Origin of the sequence: Bradyrhizobium sp. HKCCYLRH1030, assembly GCF_051168395.1 — a bacterium.
Taxonomy (GTDB): domain Bacteria; phylum Pseudomonadota; class Alphaproteobacteria; order Rhizobiales; family Xanthobacteraceae; genus Bradyrhizobium.
Genome location: NZ_JBNPUY010000015.1, coordinates 38,933 through 56,393 on the forward strand (window position 1 = coordinate 38,933; position 17,461 = coordinate 56,393).

15 protein-coding genes are annotated in these 17,461 nt (G+C 66.3%); 11 read left to right on the forward strand and 4 right to left on the reverse strand.

All coding sequences use genetic code 11. The annotated features are described in order from the left end of the window. The first annotated feature begins 53 nt into the window (after positions 1-53). From ccoG to ccoS, 4 genes are read left to right on the forward strand one after another with little or no spacing between them, the layout of a single operon-like run. Complete coding sequence (gene ccoG / locus ACQR1E_RS31005) at positions 54-1,535, forward strand: cytochrome c oxidase accessory protein CcoG (protein ID WP_315715704.1); 1,482 nt, start codon at positions 54-56, stop codon at positions 1,533-1,535. 17 nt (positions 1,536-1,552) lie between these two features. Next, positions 1,553-2,053, forward strand: a complete 501-nt coding sequence (locus ACQR1E_RS31010; RefSeq protein WP_315826421.1) for a FixH family protein — start codon at positions 1,553-1,555, stop codon at positions 2,051-2,053. A 14-nt stretch (positions 2,054-2,067) separates the two neighbouring features. Further along, positions 2,068-4,269 (forward strand): cation-translocating P-type ATPase, encoded by a 2,202-nt coding sequence (locus tag ACQR1E_RS31015; RefSeq protein ID WP_434897968.1) that lies wholly within the window; start codon positions 2,068-2,070, stop codon positions 4,267-4,269. Next, positions 4,260-4,445 (forward strand): cbb3-type cytochrome oxidase assembly protein CcoS, encoded by a 186-nt coding sequence (ccoS, locus tag ACQR1E_RS31020; RefSeq protein WP_315715707.1) that lies wholly within the window; start codon positions 4,260-4,262, stop codon positions 4,443-4,445. The genes ACQR1E_RS31015 and ccoS overlap by 10 nt, the downstream gene beginning before the upstream one ends. Here ccoS and ACQR1E_RS31025 read toward each other — a convergent pair. After that, a complete protein-coding gene (locus tag ACQR1E_RS31025) occupies positions 4,415-5,644 on the reverse strand; it encodes an MFS transporter (protein WP_434897969.1) in 1,230 nt (409 codons plus the stop codon). The two genes, ccoS and ACQR1E_RS31025, sit on opposite strands and share 31 nt — an antisense overlap. A gap of 92 nt (positions 5,645-5,736) precedes the next feature. Continuing rightward, positions 5,737-6,222 (reverse strand): cupin domain-containing protein, encoded by a 486-nt coding sequence (locus tag ACQR1E_RS31030; protein WP_409977935.1) that lies wholly within the window; start codon positions 6,220-6,222, stop codon positions 5,737-5,739. 244 nt (positions 6,223-6,466) lie between these two features. Here ACQR1E_RS31030 and ACQR1E_RS31035 point away from each other — a divergent pair, with 244 nt between their 5' ends. Continuing rightward, positions 6,467-6,748 carry a hypothetical protein gene (locus ACQR1E_RS31035; RefSeq protein ID WP_315715711.1) on the forward strand — a complete coding sequence of 94 codons (282 nt, stop codon included), beginning with the start codon at positions 6,467-6,469 and terminating at the stop codon, positions 6,746-6,748. An 85-nt stretch (positions 6,749-6,833) separates the two neighbouring features. Next, entirely contained in the window at positions 6,834-7,553 is a 720-nt protein-coding gene (locus ACQR1E_RS31040; RefSeq protein ID WP_434897970.1) for a peroxiredoxin-like family protein, read from the forward strand. Here ACQR1E_RS31040 and ACQR1E_RS31045 read toward each other — a convergent pair. Continuing rightward, positions 7,541-8,437: a LysR family transcriptional regulator gene (locus ACQR1E_RS31045; protein ID WP_315826420.1), complete on the reverse strand. Its 897-nt coding sequence runs from the start codon at positions 8,435-8,437 to the stop codon at positions 7,541-7,543. The genes ACQR1E_RS31040 and ACQR1E_RS31045 overlap by 13 nt on opposite strands. Positions 8,438-8,621: 184 nt before the next feature. Here ACQR1E_RS31045 and ACQR1E_RS31050 point away from each other — a divergent pair, with 184 nt between their 5' ends. The 3 genes from ACQR1E_RS31050 (at position 8,622) to ACQR1E_RS31060 (ending at position 13,037) form a co-directional block, all read left to right on the forward strand. Then, on the forward strand, positions 8,622-9,443 hold the full coding sequence (locus tag ACQR1E_RS31050; RefSeq protein WP_315754193.1) for a 3-hydroxybutyrate dehydrogenase: 822 nt from the start codon (positions 8,622-8,624) through the stop codon (positions 9,441-9,443). A 76-nt stretch (positions 9,444-9,519) separates the two neighbouring features. After that, a complete protein-coding gene (locus ACQR1E_RS31055) occupies positions 9,520-10,674 on the forward strand; it encodes a patatin-like phospholipase family protein (protein WP_434843570.1) in 1,155 nt (384 codons plus the stop codon). 239 nt (positions 10,675-10,913) lie between these two features. Then, positions 10,914-13,037, forward strand: a complete 2,124-nt coding sequence (locus ACQR1E_RS31060; protein ID WP_434897971.1) for a methyl-accepting chemotaxis protein — start codon at positions 10,914-10,916, stop codon at positions 13,035-13,037. A gap of 156 nt (positions 13,038-13,193) precedes the next feature. On the opposite strand, the gene glgA is transcribed toward ACQR1E_RS31060, so the two are convergent. Beyond that, a complete protein-coding gene (gene glgA / locus ACQR1E_RS31065) occupies positions 13,194-14,609 on the reverse strand; it encodes a glycogen synthase GlgA (RefSeq protein WP_315826417.1) in 1,416 nt (471 codons plus the stop codon). A 339-nt stretch (positions 14,610-14,948) separates the two neighbouring features. Here glgA and ACQR1E_RS31070 point away from each other — a divergent pair, with 339 nt between their 5' ends. Together ACQR1E_RS31070 and ACQR1E_RS31075 are read left to right on the forward strand one after the other, a co-directional pair. Further along, positions 14,949-16,016, forward strand: a complete 1,068-nt coding sequence (locus ACQR1E_RS31070; protein ID WP_434897977.1) for a CaiB/BaiF CoA transferase family protein — start codon at positions 14,949-14,951, stop codon at positions 16,014-16,016. 231 nt (positions 16,017-16,247) lie between these two features. Continuing rightward, entirely contained in the window at positions 16,248-17,315 is a 1,068-nt protein-coding gene (locus ACQR1E_RS31075; RefSeq protein WP_434897972.1) for an alcohol dehydrogenase, read from the forward strand. The last annotated feature ends 146 nt before the right edge of the window (positions 17,316-17,461 follow it).

The window sequence follows — 17,461 nt, forward strand, 5'->3', positions numbered from 1 at the left end:
ACATACCTTCGGCCGCAACTGCGAGAAGACCCCCCAGCCATGATCCGCCAGCCATGAACCAGACGGTAAGACCGGACGACCTGAAGCCTCAGGACCTGCAGCCCGTGGACGATTACGGTCCGCTCTATGCTGCGCACAAGAAGGTCTATCCCCAGAGCGTCTCGGGCACTTTCCGCCGGATCAAATGGGGCCTGATGGGCTTCTGCCTCGGCGTCTATTATTTCCTGCCGTTCGTGCGCTGGAATCGCGGCCTCGGCGCGCCCGACCAGGCGGTGCTGATCGACTTCCCGAACCACCGCTTCTATTTCTTCTTCATCGAGCTGTGGCCGCAGGAGGTGTACTACTTCACCGGCCTCCTGATCATCGCCGCCATCGGCCTGTTCCTGATGAACGCGATCGGCGGCCGTATCTGGTGCGGCTATCTGTGCCCTCAGACAGTGTGGACCGACCTGTTCTATGCCGTCGAGCGCCTGATCGAGGGTGACCGGCGGGAGCGCATGAAGAAGGATGCCTCCGGCGACCCGATGAAGCTGGAGCGGATTTCGGAGCTCGTGCTCAAGCATTCGATCTGGCTGATGATCGCGTGGTGGACCGGCGGCGCCTGGGTGCTGTATTTCAGCGATGCGCCGACGCTCGTGAAGGATCTCATCACCTTCCAGGGGCCGATGCTCGCCTATGTCTGGATCGCGATCCTGACCGCGACGACCTACACGCTCGCCGGCTTCATGCGCGAGCAGGTCTGCGTTTATATGTGCCCGTGGCCGCGCATCCAGGCGGCGCTGACCGACGAATGGGCGCTCAACGTCACCTACCGCTATGACCGCGGCGAGAGCCGCATGTCGGTCAAGAAGGCCGCCGAATTGCGCGCGCTCGGCCAGCCGGCCGGCGACTGCATCGATTGCAAGCAATGCGTGGCGGTATGCCCGACCGGCATCGACATCCGCGACGGCGCCCAGATGGATTGCATCCAGTGCGGCCTCTGCATCGACGCCTGCGATACCGTCATGACCAAGATCGGCCGCCCGACGCGGCTGATCGGCTATGACAACGACATCAACATCCATCGTCGACAGGAAGGCAAGCCGCCGATCTACAAGCTCGTGCGCCCGCGGACCATCGTCTATGCCGCGATCATCGCCGTGGTCGGCGGCGCCATGGTCTACAAGCTCGCGACTCGGTCGCTGCTCGAGGTCAACGTGCTGCACGATCGCAATCCGATCGCGATCAAGCTGTCCGACGGCTCGATCCGCAATGCCTATACGGTGCGCGTCCTCAACAAGCACGGCTTCGATCGCGTCATCGCCATCGACATCGAGGGGCCTGCCAATTCGACCGTCCACGTCGTCGGTGCGGATTCGGTGACGCCGGACCGGCCTATGATCGTGATCGGGCGCGACCAGACCGAGGAGCTGCGCCTCCTGGTGACCGCTCCCGAGGAGAACAATCCCGCGAAGTCCATCCCAGTGAAGTTCCATGTGACGGATATCGGTCTCGGCGTCGTCGCCTCCGCCACCGACAATTTCGTCAGCCCGTAGAGCTAAGGAGCCTGTCAATGGCCAGCCGTTCCAATCCTTCTTTCCAGCTGACCGGAGGCATGGTGCTCGCGATGCTCCTCGCCTTCTTCGGGACCGTGATCGGCGTCAACGTCTACATGATGAAGATGGCGATCTCGACCCTGCCGGGCACCGAGGTCGACAGCGCCTACAGCGCCAGCCTCGGCTACGAGAAGGAGATCGCGGCGGCGCGCGCCCAGGAGGCGCGGCGCTGGCAGGTCGAGGCGCATATCGAGCGTGGCGCCGGCGGCGCCGCCATCCTGCAGGTCAACGCGCGCGACGCAAGCGGCAATCCCGTCTCGGGCCTGACCTTCCAGGGCCGGCTCGAGCGTCCGGCCGACAAGCGCGCGGATCAGGACGTCGCCCTCGCCGAGGTCGGCATCGGCATCTATCGCGGCACGGCGGAGGCGATCGCGCCGGGCCAGTGGGACCTCGTGCTCGAAGGTGATTCCAGCGGCCGCCGCCTGTTCATGTCGAAGAACCGCGTGCTGCTGAACTGAAGGGACTTCCGATCATGCATGTGACGCGTGACTTCTCCCACTACGTCAAGGATCTCGGCGCCGGCCTGAAGCACATCGACCTCGCGGTCGAGGGTGTCAGCTGCGCCGGCTGCATGGCCAAGATCGAGCGCGGCCTCTCGGCACTGCCCGACGTGACGCTCGCGCGGGTCAACCTGACCGACCGCCGCGTCGCGCTGGAATGGAAGCAGGGCACGCTCGATCCGGCCAAGTTCATCGACCGCCTCGCCGAACTCGGCTACAAGGCCTATCCGTTCGAGAAGGCAAGCGCCGAGTCCACCGAGGCCGAGGAATCGCGCTTCCTGCTGCGCTGTCTCGGCGTCGCCGCGTTCGCGACCATGAACGTGATGATGCTGTCGATCCCGGTGTGGTCCGGCAATGTCAGCGACATGCTGCCGGAGCAGCGCGACTTCTTCCACTGGCTGTCGGCCGTCATCGCATTGCCGGCCGCGGCCTATGCCGGCCAGCCGTTCTTCCGTTCGGCATGGCGCGCGCTCAAGAGCGGCAACGTCAACATGGACGTGCCGATCTGCATCGGCGTGATCCTGGCGCTGGGCATGTCGGTCGTCGAGACCTTCCACCACGCCGAGCACGCCTATTTCGACGCCGCGATCATGCTGCTGACCTTCCTGCTGGTCGGCCGCTATCTCGACCAGAACATGCGGCGGCGGACTCGCGCGGTCGCCGGCAATCTCGCCGCGCTGAAGGCGGAGACCGCGACCAAGTTCATCGGCCCCGACGAGATTTCGGAGGTACCGGTCGCCGCCGTTCGCGCCGGCGATCTCGTGCTGCTGCGGCCCGGCGAGCGCTGCGCCGTCGACGGCGTCGTGGTTGAGGGCCGCTCCGAGATCGACCAGAGCCTGATCACCGGCGAGACGCTGTACGTGCCGGCCGAGCAGGGCACGGCGGTCTATGCGGGTTCGCTCAACATTTCCGGCACGCTGCGCGTCCGGGTGTCGGCCGCGGCCGAGGGCACCTTGCTCGCCGAGATCACGCGCCTGCTCGACAACGCGCTGCAGGCTCGCTCGCGCTACATGCGCCTCGCCGACCGCGCCTCGCGGCTCTATGCGCCGGTCGTGCACGCAACAGCGGCGCTCACCGTGCTCGGCTGGGTGCTGATGGGCGCGAGCTGGCATGACGCCATCGTCACCGGCATTGCCGTGCTGATCATCACTTGTCCCTGCGCCCTCGGGCTCGCGATTCCCACCGTGCAGACCGTGGCGTCGGGCGCGATGTTCAAGTCCGGCGTGCTGCTCAATGCGGGCGATGCGATCGAGCGCCTCGCCGAGGCCGATCACGTCATCTTCGACAAGACCGGCACCTTGACGCTGCCGGAGCTCGAGGTCGTCAACGCCGCCGACATCCCTGCAGATGTGTTCGCGCTGGCCGGCCAGCTAGCGCTGTCGAGCCATCATCCGGTGGCCGCGGCGGTGGCCCAGGCCGCCAATGCGCGGTCGCCGCTGATGGGCGCGGTCGAGGAGCCGGGCCAGGGTGTCCGCGCCGTCGTCGACGGCGTCGAGATCAGGCTGGGACGTCCAACCTTCTGCGGCGCCGAGGCGCTGGTTGCGCAGACCGGCAGCGTCGATCCCGAGGCCTCGGTGGTGGCCTTCAGCCGCGGCGACAGCAAGTACCTGTTCTCGGTGCGCCAGGGCTTGCGCCCCGACGCCGCCAAGATCGTCGCCGGCCTGCAGCGGCGCGACATCAAGGTCGAGATCCTCTCGGGCGATCGCGAGGCGGCGGTGGCCGCGGCCGCCAAGGCGCTCGGCATCGGCGAGTGGCGCGCCGGCGTCACGCCGGCCGACAAGATCGCGCGCATCGAGGAGCTGAAGCGCGCGGGCGTCAAGGTCATGATGGTCGGCGACGGCATGAACGACGCGCCGTCGCTCGCCGCCGCGCACGTCTCGATGTCGCCGATCTCGGCCGCGCATCTGAGCCAGGCCACCGCGGATCTCGTCTTCCTCGGTCGTCCCCTGGCGCCGGTGCTGGCCGCGATCGACTACGCGCGCAAGGCACTGCATCTGATGCGGCAGAATCTGTGGCTCGCAGTCGGCTATAACGCCCTGGCGGTGCCGCTGGCGATCAGCGGCGTCGTCACCCCGCTGATCGCGGCAGCCGCGATGTCCGGCTCGTCGATCATCGTCATGCTGAATGCGCTGCGTGCCCGCAAGGTGGCCGGGGAGGCCGCGTCATGGAAGTGATGATCATTCTCGTCCCGCTCGCTCTGGCGCTCGGCCTTGCCGGCCTGGTCGGCTTTCTCTGGTCGCTGAAGAGCGGCCAGTATGAGGATCTCGAAGGGGCGGCCTGGCGCGCCATCGCCGACGACGATGAGCAGGCCCCGCCGGCTCAGCCCGAGGCCGCGCCGAGCCGGTCCTGAACGCCTGGCAGCGTCATCCGACGCGCCAGGTATCCCGCGACCGCGAGCGCGGCGGCGATGCCTGCCACGCAAGCCGTCCAGCCGAACCGGTCGAACAACTGGCCGAGCACGGCCGTTCCGATGATGCCGCCGGCGAAATAGCTGGCGAGGTAAAGACCGCTTGCAACGCCCTGATCGTGGGCCGCGGTCTTTCCGACGAAACCTGTGGTCACGGCCTGGGCGAAGAACGTGCCCGCGCCGACCAGCACCATGCCTGCGAGCACCGCCCCGAGCCGTGACGACAGCATCAGGACGAGGCCGAGGCCTGCGGTCGCGAGTGCGCCCCAGATCGCGCCCTGTGTGCCGATCCTTGCGACCGTCCGGCCGGCGAGCAGCGTGGTGACGATCGAGGGCAGGAAGACGAAATACACCAGTCCGACCTCCATCATGCCGAGCGACAGCGGCGGCCGCACCAGCACGAAGTTCACGAAGGTGAAGGCGCCGATGAAGGCGAACAGGACGCAGAAGCCGACGCCGAAGGCCGCGCGCAGGCGGCGGTCGCGCAGGTGATCGGCGATGGCCCCGCCGCGCAGCCGCATCGTTCCCTGCACACGCATGGCCGCGCCTCCGACCGCGAATGCGGCGAGAAGGGCACCGCAGACATTGAGCGCGGCGAAGACGTAGAAGGTCGGCTTGAGGCCAAGGGCACCGGTGAGACCGGCCGAGAGCAGGCGCCCGACCAGATTGCTGGCGACGTTGCCGGTGATATAGGCCGCGAAGGCGCCGCCGGCCTCGCTGGCGGTGCACTGCTCGCCGAGATAGGCAAGGGTGAGGGCGAACGCCGAGGCCATGCACAGGCCCTGCAGGATGCGCAAGCCTGCGAACACCGTCAGGTCGGGCGCGCTGCCGAGCAAGGCGGTGAAGCCGGCGAGCAGGGCAAGGCTGGCGACGATGCCGATCCGGCGATCGATCAGCGGGCTGAGCAGGCCGATGACCAGGCTCGCGATCGCCATTCCCAGCGTGCAGGCGTTGACGGCAAGCCCCATCTCGGCCGCGCTGACCTGATAGTAGCGCGCGAGGACCGGCAGCATCGCCTGCGCCGCGAACAGATCGACGAGGCTGAAAAAGGCGAGCAGGCCGACCAGGACCGCGCGCCGCGCCGCCCTTCGTGCATTCACATCGGCGGCTCCAATCGGCAACCGTGCGGACAGATCCGTCATGGCAATCTCCTCGGCTCCACAGGCAACGCGGCCGCATCCGGATCGCCTGCCTGAAGGGGGCGATCCGAAGGCGGCTGGCGGAGGCCCGCGATCTACATGTTGTGATCGTGCGGATCCTTGCGAACGTCGCCGACATAGAGGATGACCGTCTCCTTGCCGTCGTTCTTCCACCAATGCGACGTGCCGAACACCTCGGCTCTCAGATCGCCGGCCTTGTGCAGGATCGGCTCGGCGCAGTTGCTGGCATATTCGATGATCTCGCCCTGCTGAACGAAGATCAGCGCCGGGCGATCGTCATGGCTGTGCCACGGCACGATGCCGCCGGGCGCGATGGTCAGCTTGCGGAAGCGCAACTCGCGGTCCTTGATATTGGCGGGCTGCTTGGCGAGATCGATCGCGCCAAGCGTGACGTCGGTAACGCCGACCGCCTTGACGTCGGCTTTCTCACGTACGCCGGCCTTGATCTTGTCGGCCGGACACTCGCCGGCGCGGGCGCCGGACGCCGCGATCACCGTCGTAGCAACGGCCAGGACGAAAGCAGCGCTCAGGCGGCGCGCGCGTGTAGGTGCGATCTGCATCAACATGTCATTGTCTCCTCTGATGGAACAGCGGCCCGCGCCGAGCGGGCATCGCGAGGCGCACCATCGGGGAGCAGGGGACATGATGGAAATGCATCCTTTCTCTGGAGCCGATAGACCGCCGCTATCGATAGGCGGACGCTATCCTCGCGATTGGACAACGGCATTTCTCAAGCAGAGCAGGTCGCGCTTGTAATGCGGACGCCCGATGACGGGCGACAGCATTCATGAGGAGGAGATATCCATGACCCGCCTGTCCAAGACCTTGATCGCCGCGGCCGTGGTCGCGGTCTCTGCCACCGCAGCCATCGCGCAAGGCGGCCTCGATCTCGCGCCCGGCATGGCCTATGTCTACAGCGCCGGCAAGACCAGCATGATGACGATGGCCGCCGGCGACGCCAATCATCGGGCCATGATGCGCCACGCCAGGAAGGTGCCGAACAACACCGTCTTCTTCATGAGCGACGGGCAGCTCTATTCGGCGTCCGGCATGCTCGATCCCACCGGCAATTTCTATCGGCCCTGAGCGCGACAGTCGGGCAGGCCGCCCTTGTGGTCGGCTTGCCCGGGAAACTATCATGGTTGGGGTCCTGAACCTGCCGGAGCTGCTCATGACAGTGCTTTCACCCGCGGATGCCGAGCGGCTCAGACAGGCCTTCCTGCAATGCAGGGAGATGCAGGGCACCCTGCGTCAGCAGCTCGAGGCCTATGCCGCTGCGGGTCGCGAGATCTTTCCGGCCTACGCGTCCGCCGTCGACCGCCTGGTGGCGCGGCTCGGAGACAACGGCGGCGGCGAGACTGCGCCGCGGCCCGGTGAGACGATGCCGCCATTCGTCCTCCCCGATGAGGCTGGCCGGCTGGTGAGCCTGCAATCCTGCCTCGTCCGGGGGCCGGTCGCCGTGATGTTCTTCCGCGGCCATTGGTGCCCCTATTGCCGGCTCAACGTTCGCGCGGTGATCAAGGCGCAGGAGCGCATCGACGCCGCGGGCGGCGCGATCGTCGCGATCATGCCGGAGCTGCAGGCGTTCACGCAGCAGTTCAAATCGGACGCCGGCGCCACCTTCCCTGTGTTGACGGATCTCGACAACGGCTATGCCTTGTCGCTCAACCTCGCGATCTGGGTCGGTCGTGAGATCCAGCAACTACTGGCGCACCAGGACCTGGCGAGCTTCCACGGCAATGACGGCTGGGTGTTGCCCATTCCGGCTGCCTTCGTGGTCGGGCGTGACGGTCTCGTAAAGGCGCGCTTCGTCGATCCCGATTTCCGCAAGCGGATGGAGATCGACGATCTGGTCGAAGCGCTTCGCCAGGCCGCGGCTCAGGACAGCTGAGCGAGCCATTCCTGCCAGTTCCTGCCGCGCAGCATGCGCATCACGGTCGAGGCAACCGCCGTGCGTTCACGGCCAGCAACGCCGTAGAGATGAACGGTGCGCCGCACGTCGAGTCCGTCGACGGTGGCCCGATGCAGGGTCTCCGGCAGCGCGGTCGTTTGCGGCACCACACCGATGCCGACCCCGGCTTCCATCAGCGCGATCAGGTCGCGTTCGGAGTGGACATCATGAGTTCGTCCGAGGTCGACGCCGCGTTCGCGGAGCAGCGTGCGCAACCTGTCCGCATGTTCGCAATAGTTGCGGCACAGCAACGCGTCACCGCCCAGATCATCGATCGCGATCGGATCCTGCCCGGCCAGCCGGTGCCGGCTGCTCACGGCGAGCGCGAAGTCCTCCGTGAAGAGAGGCCAGACATCCAGCCGATCCCAGGTCTCGTCGATCTCCGAGGCGATGCCGAGCTCCGCTTCGCCGCTCTTCAGATGCTCTGCGATCATGCGGCTGCTGCCGCGTAGAAACCTGAGCTCGAGCTGGTTGAACTGGCGCTGCAGCTGATCGAGCAGCGGGATCAGCAGCGCAAGGTCGACCGAGTCGGCGAGCGCGATCCGGAGCGTGCCGAGCTCTCCGCTCTTGAAGGACGAGGCGAGGGTTCGCGCGCCAACGGCAGCCTCGTAGCATTGTTTCAGCAGTGGATGCATGCGCTGGCCGAGCTCGGTGAGTTGCGCGGCCGGCCGCTCACGCCGGAACAAGTCGCCACCGAGCTCGGCTTCGAGCTGCTTGATCGCACGCGTCAGCGACGGCTGCGTCACGTTGCATTCCTCGGCCGCGCGCGTGAAGTGCAGCAGCCGGGCAACGGCAAGAAAATACCGAACCTGATGCATTTCCATCGAGGTGCTCCGTTCGATCGGGCCGACGTCCCCGGGTGCAATATCCTACCAAGCGGGGCTTGGCACCAGCGATTGCGATAGCGAACACCTATCGTGTGGTGAGCCAAACGGCATTTCCATTGGTCATGGCGGCCCGGCAATTTGTGCAGGCACGGGGCTCAACTGCTCGGACGAAGGCGACGCCATGGCTGTAGATTCACTGAAAGCCCGATCCACATTACCTCCGTTGTCCGGCAGGGTGGCGGTGATCACCGGCTCGACCAGCGGCATCGGTCTGGGGATTGCGCAGGCACTTGCCGGTGCCGGGGCGCACGTGATGCTGAACGGCTTCGGAGCTCCCGAGGAGATCGGCCGCATCAGGTCGCAGATCGCTGCGGAGTTCGGTGTTCGCACCGGCTATGCTGCGGCCGACATGACGCAGCCGGAAGCGATCGCGCGCATGATGGCCGGTACCCTGCAGGAATTTGGCCGTATCGACATCCTGGTCAACAACGCCGGCATTCAACACGTCGCGCCGCTCGAGCAGTTTCCCGTCGAAAAGTGGGACGCCATCGTTGCGGTCAATCTCTCGTCGGCGTTCCACACGATGCGGTTGGCACTGCCGTCGATGCGGCGGAATAGCTTCGGTCGCATCATCAACATCGCCTCGGCGCATGGCCTCGTCGCGTCGCCGTTCAAATCGGCCTATGTCGCTGCCAAGCATGGCATCATCGGCTTGACCAAGGTCGCGGCGCTGGAGGCGGCCGAGATCGGCATCACCTGCAATGCGATCTGTCCAGGCTACGTCTACACGCCGCTGGTCGAGGCGCAGATCGACGGACAGGCCAGGGCGCACGGCATCTCCCGCGATCAGGTCATCCGCGATGTCCTGCTGGCGCAACAGCCGAACAAGCGCTTTGCAACGGTGGAGGAGATCGGTGCGCTCGCCGTCTTTCTCGCCAGCGATGCCGCCGCATCGATCACCGGTGTTGCCCTGCCGGTCGATGGTGGTTGGACCGCACATTGACGGTTGGGCGATGTAACAGCGACGGGAAAACTGCGAACAGGACAATGCATCAGGAGGGAGACATGAGGAGGGAGACATGGCCGACGTCGACGACACGATGTGCGCGATGATCGATCGCGGCAGGCTGCCCGGGCAGGTGGTTCTCGTCCTGCAGGGCGGTGGTGCGCTCGGTTCATACCAGGCCGGCGTCTATCAGGCGCTGCACGAGGCTGGTCTGGAGCCGGACTGGGTGATCGGGACATCGATTGGCGCCATCAATGCCGCTCTCATCGCCGGCAGCCCGGTGCAGGAGCGCATGACGCGGCTGCGGGAGTTCTGGAAGCGGATGCACCGGCGGCCAGCCTGGACAGTGCGCACGGCCTTTCCGGATTTCAACGAGCGGCTGTCCTATTGGACGACCGTGACGCATGGGATTCCGGGCTTCTTCCGTCCCAACGCCCTGGCGCATGCCGGGGAGTCCTATCCGCTCGGTGCCGAGCAGGCCGGCTATTACTCGACCGCTCCGCTGCGCGAAACGCTGCAGGAGCTCGTCGACTTCGATCGTCTCAACAATGGCGGTCTACGCCTCACGGTCGGGGCGGCGCATGTCAGGACGAGCCGGATGCGCTATTTCGACAGTCGCGACGAGGTGCTGGATGTCCGCCACATCCTGGCATCGGGCGCGCTGCCTCCCGCGTTTCCGGCAGTTCGCATCGATGGCGAACTGTATTGGGACGGCGGCATCCTGTCGAACACGCCGACCGAGGTCGTGTTCGACGACAATCCGCGAAAGGACTCGCTGATCTTCGCCGTGCATCTGTGGAATCCCGAGGGAGCCGAGCCGACGACCATGGCGGAGGTGTTCAACCGCCACAAGGACGCGCAATATTCGAGCCGGATCTCGAGCCATATCGCGCGCCAGCAGCAGACGCATCGGCTGCGGCATATCATCAATCAGCTTGCGGTTCATTTGCCGGAGTCGGCCCGCAATGATCCGGCGATCCGCGATCTTGTCAGTCACGGTTGCCAGACGCGGATGCATGTCGTCCGGCTGCTGGCCCCGCAACTCGCTCGCGAGAGCCATACCAAGGATATCGATTTCACCGAGCGAGGCATCATCGCGCGCTGGACTGCGGGCTATCAGCACACGCGATCGGTCCTGCAGCGCAGGCCCTGGTCGGGCGAGCACGATCCGCTCTCCGGCGTGGTGTTGCACGATCCCTCGGTGACGCTTGCAGCGGCTGCGGAGTAGAGGGCCCGATGAGCCGAGTCGATCCGATTGGCGCGGTATCGCGGCATTCCGATACCGCTCGGATCAGCTCAGTTTAAGGGATTAGTCGCCATTCGTTCTTAATCATTATGGCGCGGCAGCATCGCCGCGATTCGTGTTTGCCGACCGCGCGGGGACGTCGCCGGAGGCCGCTGCGCCAGCGCGTATCGGCCGACGCGAGCGTGACCGGCCGGGCAGCGATATTTGATTGGGAACGGCCGATGTCCGAGCGCGCGGTGCTGCAGAATGAGACGATCAAGCCGGAGACCGGTGCGGTCAGTCTCAAATGGAAAATTCTTGCCGGCAATCTGCTGACCGGCTTCTTCGCGATGGCCTTCGCCTTTGCGCTCGCATGGAGCGGGTGGGGCGACTTGCGCAAGCGCGAGCGGGCGGAGCAGGTTCTGGACGCCTTCGAGCTGGCACTGAAGGTCAATGCGCAGATCCCGCTCGAGCGCGGCCAGTGGAATCTGCTCGCGGCGGCCGGGTCCGCGTCGGCGGATGATGTCGCCAAGCTCGACAAGGCCATCGCCACGACGGACGAGGCGCTCGCACGGGCCAAGGCCGCCGCGCAAGTTGCGGGCCTGCCGACCACCAACATCGATGCCGCAGCGACGACACTGCGTGGCGTCCGTTCGGCGGCGCGCAACGCTGTACCGCTTCCGGCCGCGCAACGTCCGGCGAACATCCAGGCGACGACCACGGATGGCCTCGGTCGGGCGGCCGAGTCCCTGAATGCCGCCATCGACGAGACCGCGATCGAGCTGTCGGGGGCCGGCGGCGAGGTCGAGAACCTGTTGCCTTCGGCCCAGCTTGCGCAGCTGTCGCAATCGATGCGCACGATCAACGGCGCGCGCTCCGCCGTGCTGCGCTTCTTCATCCAGAACGTCAGCTGGACCCCGGCGCGTCTTGCCGAGGTGACCGAGCAGAGCGGACAGGTGACCCTGCTGTGGCAGCAGATCGAGCTCGCGGCGCGCAGCGTTCGCAATACGCCGGAGGTGTCCGCCGCGCTAGAGCACGTGCGCACGACCCTGATGGGTGCTGGTGAACAGCGCTACCGTCAGATCGTCACGGCGGGGCGCGACGGACAGCCGTCGCCGGTCACGGCTGAGGAGTGGGGCCGCTGGACCACGCCGATGCTGAACAACGTCATCGTGCTGCGCGATGCGGCGCTGAAGTCCGCGCATCAGGCCATCGATCAGGCGATCGGCGCGGCGCGGCTGCGGCTGTTCATCGCGCTCGGCGTTCTGCTGCTGGTGGCGATCGTGTCGGTCGCCGTGGTCATCGGCGTCGTCCGCGGCGTCATCGGCCCGCTGGTCGGGCTGACCGGCGTGACCCTGCGCCTCGCCAATGGCGAGCTGAGCGCCGACATTCCGAACGAGTCCCGCAAGGACGAGATCGGCGCGATGGCGCGCGCCCTGAAGATCTTCAAGGACGCGCTGATCGCCAAGAAGGTCTCGGACGAGGCCGCGCAGCGCGACGCGCAGGCGCAGATCGATCGGGCCCAGCGGCTGGATGCGCTGACCCGCAACTTCGAGTCGACGATCGCCGACATCGTCAACACCGTGTCGTCGGCGGCCTCGGGCCTCGAAACGTCGGCGGACATGCTGACAAACACCGCTAGCCGCTCGCAGGAGCTCAGCACGGTGGTGGCGGCTGCGTCGGAGGAAGCGTCCGCCAACGTTCAGTCGGTCGCCTCCGCCACCGAGGAGCTCTCCTCGTCGGTGATCGAGATCAGCCGTCAGGTCCAGGCGTCGGCCCGCATGGCCGGCGACGCCGTGCAGCAGGTGCGCCAGACCAATGGGCGCGTCGCCGAGTTGTCGCAGGCCGCGGCCCGCATCGGCGACGTCGTCGAGCTCATCAACAGCATTGCCGGACAGACCAATCTCCTCGCACTCAACGCCACCATCGAGGCGGCGCGCGCCGGCGACGCCGGTCGCGGCTTCGCGGTGGTTGCGACCGAGGTGAAGGCGCTCGCGGAACAGACGGCGAAGGCGACCGAGGAGATCTCACAGCAGATCTCGGGCGTGCAGGCCGCGACGCAGGAATCGGTGAATTCGATCCAGGCGATCAGCTCGACGATCGAGCGGCTTGCCGAGATCGGAGCAGCCATTGCGGCGGCGGTCGAAGAGCAGGGCGCGGCAACGCAGGAAATCTCGCGCAACGTGCAGCAGGCCGCCCACGGCACCCAGCAGGTCTCGTCCAACATCACGGACGTGCAGCGCGGCGCCTCGCAGACCGGCTCGGCCTCCGCCGAGGTGCTGTCGTCGGCCAAGTCGCTGGCTGGAGATTCCAACCGCCTCAAGCGGGAGGTCGGCAGCTTCCTGGAAGCGGTCCGCGCAGCGTAAGAAGCCAGCCTTTCAAGCGCCCAAGAAAAAGCCCGGACGACGTCCGGGCTTTTGTTGTTGACCGTAGCCCGGATGAGCGAAGCGATATCCGGGGCCTGTTCGACAGGATGAGATAAACCCGGATGTCGCTTCGCTCATCCGGGCTACGGGAGCGGGCTACGACGCCAGCATCTTCCGGTACAGCGCGTTGTAGCAGGCGGCCGACAGGTTCCAGCTGAATGAGCGTGCCATCGCCGACAGCCGCATCTCGTTCAGCCGTTCGGTGCTGGTGAACGCCGAAAACGCGCGCTTCACCCCGCCGAGGAAGGATTCCGCCGACGGCTTCTCGAACAGGAATCCGGTCTCGCCATCGGTGATGGTCTCGGCGAGGCCGCCGGTCTGGTGGCCGATCGGCAGCGAGCCGAAGCGCTGGGCATACATCTGGCTCAGGCCGCATGGCTCGAAGCGCGACGGCATCAGGGTGAAGTCGCTGCCGGCGAAGATGCGCCGCGCCTGTGCATCGTTGAAGCCGATGGCGACCCCGATCGCGTCCGGCCGGCGGCGGTGGGCCTCCATCAGCGCGCGCTCGATGGCGGGCTCGCCGGTGCCGGTGACCACGATCTGGCCGCCGGCGCCGACGATCTCATCGGCGGCTTCCAGCACCAGGTCGATGCCCTTCTGATGAACGAGGCGCGCGACGATGCCGAACATCGGACCGCGCGACACGGCGAGGCCGAACTGCTTGCGGACGTAGTCGGCGTTGGCCTTCTTGCCCTTCCAGTCGCCCGCGGCGAAGGGCTGCGCCAGCTGCTGGCAGTAACGGGGATCCCAGCTCTCGTCGATGCCGTTGAGAATGCCGGTCAGCTCATCGGCATTGGAGCGCTGCCGGAGCAGGCCCTCCAGCCCGCAGCCGAGCTCGGGCGTCGTGATCTCCTGGGCATAGGTCGAGCTGACCGTGGTCAGATGCGACGCATAGACCAGACCGCCCTTGAGAAAGGACAGTTTGTCGTAGAACTCCAGACCGTCGATGTGGAACGAGGATTCGGGCGCGCCGATCCGGCGCAGCGACTCGCGCGGGAACAGGCCCTGATAGGCGAGGTTGTGGATGGTCAGGATCGACGGTACGTCGACCCCGCGCCACGCCAGATAGGCCGGCACCAATGCGGCCTGCCAATCATTGGCGTGGACCAGATCGGCTGCCCAGTTCTTGTCCAGCGTGCCCGCCGCCAGCTCGGCGGCGGCGGCGGCGAGACGGCCGAAGCGGATGTCGTTGTCCGCCCAGTCCTGCCCGCTTTCGTCGCCATAGGGGTTGCCCGGCCGGTCGTAGAGCTCGTCGCAGAGCAGGACGTAGACCGGCAGGCCGTCGCGGGTCGACGACCGCCCCAGGGCGCAGCCCGGCATCTCTGCCAGGGGCGCGCAGTGGCCGACGATCTCGATGTGAGTGAGTTGCTCGATCACGTCCCGGTAGCCGGGCAGCATGATCCTGACATCGGTGTGTGAGCGCAGCGCCCGGGGAAGTGCCGCCGAAACGGCAGCCAGTCCGCCCACCCGGACGAAATCGTCCATTTCGGTCGTAACGAACAGAACCCGCAAGAGATGTCCTCGATCAAGCCCCATGTTCGTCCTATGCAAGAAAAGGTCCAAATTCAGTCATGAAGAAAGGCGCTGCCGCACCGCGGCGGAACGCCAAACGCTTTCGACATCGAATGGTTCGATCTAGAAACGACCTGCACAACGATCGATGGCTTACGCTTTGTGAATCCGCGACGGCAAAGCGGACCTTCGGCCTCGGTGCCGAGCGAGAAGAGTTCAAACCAGGGAGCTGCCAGGGTGAGTCTAGTGGGAAACGATGAGAGCCGTTTGACAGGATGTTTCGAGGGACTGCGCGTCCTCGACTTCTCGACCACCATCGCCGGCCCGCACTGTGCCCGCATGCTTGCCGATATGGGAGCGGAGGTGATCAAGATCGAGTCAGTCGAAGGTGAAACCATGCGCACCCGGCCTCCGATGCGTCATGGCTGCTCTACCGCTTTCGGTCAGCTCAACGTCGGCAAGAAGAGCGTCGTGCTCGACCTCAAGTCGCGCGACGGTGTCGCCGCGGTGCGTCGGCTGGTCGCATCGGCCGATATCCTGGTTGAGAACTTCCGCCCTGGAGTGATGCAGCGGCTCGGGCTGGACTATGCGGCCTTGAGCGCGCTGAATCCGCGGCTGATCTACTGCTCGATCTCGGGCTACGGCCAGACCGGCCCATCGGCGGAACTCCCGGCCTACGCCCCGGTGATCCATGCGGCTTCGGGCTACGACATGGCGCATCTCGCCTACCAGCCGGGGCGCAGCCGACCCGATTATTGCGGCATCTACCATGCCGACGTCGTCACCGGGACCTACGCGTTCGGCGCCATCGCCTCCGCTCTGTATCAGCGCGAACGCAACGGGCGCGGCCAGCACATCGACTGCTCGATGCTGGAATCGATGCTGAGCCTGACGCTGAACGAGATCCAATGGTCGCAATTTCCCGTCACGCAGCCGTCGCGGCCGACCTTCGGCCCGGCGGAGTGTCGCGACGGCTATGTGATGATCGCCATCGCCAGCGAGAAGACGTTCCAGAACCTGATGACCGTGATCGGCCATCCGGACTGGGTCGATGATCCCAGATTCGCAAAATATTCCGACCGGCGGGCAAACTGGGGGGCGCTGATGGATGGCGTGGAAGCCTGGTCGCGCCGGCTCGACGTCGCCCAATGCCTGGAGGCATTGAATGCGGGCGGCGTGCCAAGTTCGGCCTACCGCAGTGTGGCCGATGCGCTGGCTGATCCGCAGATCGCGCATCGCGGCGCGCTGGCCGATGTGGAGGATGCCGCCGGCAACTTCAAGGTCGTCAACCTGCCGTTTCGGATGTCGGAAGCGAAGGTTGCGGCCGGCCCGCGGGCCGCAAGCCTCGGAGAGCACACCGTGGAAATCCTGCGGGGGGCTGGCGTAGGCGACGCTGCAAAACCTTGAGCCCGCTAAGGCAAAACGCTGCAGGGCTGCCATGACCGCAGGCGCTGCGCGCAGCCTTGCCGCTCCTCGCGTTTCCAGCCAATGTCGCGATATCGCAAGAACAGTCCGGACCAGCCGGACGCGCTCATGCCGGGGAGGAGGTCCAAGGCGACGTTGCCGCGCGCAGCCTCGCCGCTCGTCCCGTCGATGCGCCGTCCGGTCGCGCCCGCACCGGACTACGGGAGTGAAACCATGAAGAGCTTCAAGGTCACCGATTTCAATGCGCCGCTGACCGAGGTCGACGAGCCGACACCGCAACCATTCGGCAAACAGGTGCTGATCAAGGTGAAGGCGGCCGGCGTCTGCCACAGCGATCTGCACATCTGGGAAGGCGGCTATGATCTCGGGCACGGCCGCAAGCCGCTGTCCCTCAAGGATCGGGGCGTGTCGCTGCCGCGGACCATGGGCCATGAGAGCGCCGGCGAGATCGTGGCGTTCGGGCCGGAGGTCACCGAGGCGAAGAAGGGCGGGCTGAAGGTCGGCGACGTCGTGCTGGTCTATCCCTGGATCGGCTGCGGCAAGTGCGCCACCTGTCTCGCCGGCGACGAGAACATGTGCCTGAAGCCGGCCTCGCTCGGCGTCTATTGCGACGGCGGCTATGCCGACCACATGACGGTGCCGCATCCGCGCCACCTGATCGATCTCAAGGGGCTCGATCCGGTGACGACCGCGCCTTACGCCTGCTCCGGTGTCACGACCTACAGCGCGCTCAAGAAGGTCGAGAAGGATTTCGACACGCCGATCGTGATCTTCGGCGCCGGCGGCCTCGGGCTGATGGCGCTGTCGCTGTTGAAGGCAATGGGCGGCAAGGGTGCGATCGTGGTCGATATCGACGCGCGCAAGCGCGAGGCGGCGCTGGCGGCCGGCGCGCTGGCGGCGGTCGACGGCAAGGCGCCGGATGCGCTGGAGCAACTGAACAAGGCCGCAGGCGAGCCGATCCGGGCCGTCATCGACCTGGTCGGCAATGCCGCCACCGCGCAGCTGGGCTTCGACTGCCTCACCAAGGGCGGCAAGCTGGTCATCGTCGGCCTGTTCGGCGGCGGCGCGCCGTGGGCGCTGCCGCTCATTCCGATCAAGGCGGTGACGATCCAGGGCAGCTATGTCGGCAATCTCCGCGAGACAAAGGAGCTGCTCGACCTCGTCCGCGCCAAGCACATCGCGCCGATCCCGGTGACGCCGATGCCGCTCGCCAAGGCCAACGATGCTCTGCGTGAGCTGCAGAAGGGTCAGCTGGTCGGCCGCGCCGTGCTGACGCCGTAGGACACACCCTCTCCATCGTCATTGCGAGGAGCGAAGCGACGAAGCAATCCAGAGTCTCAACCTGGGCCCTGGATTGCTTCCGCCGTCGCCCTTCGGGCTAAGGCGGACAAGTCGCTTCGCTCGCAATGACGGCGCTAAATCCCTCG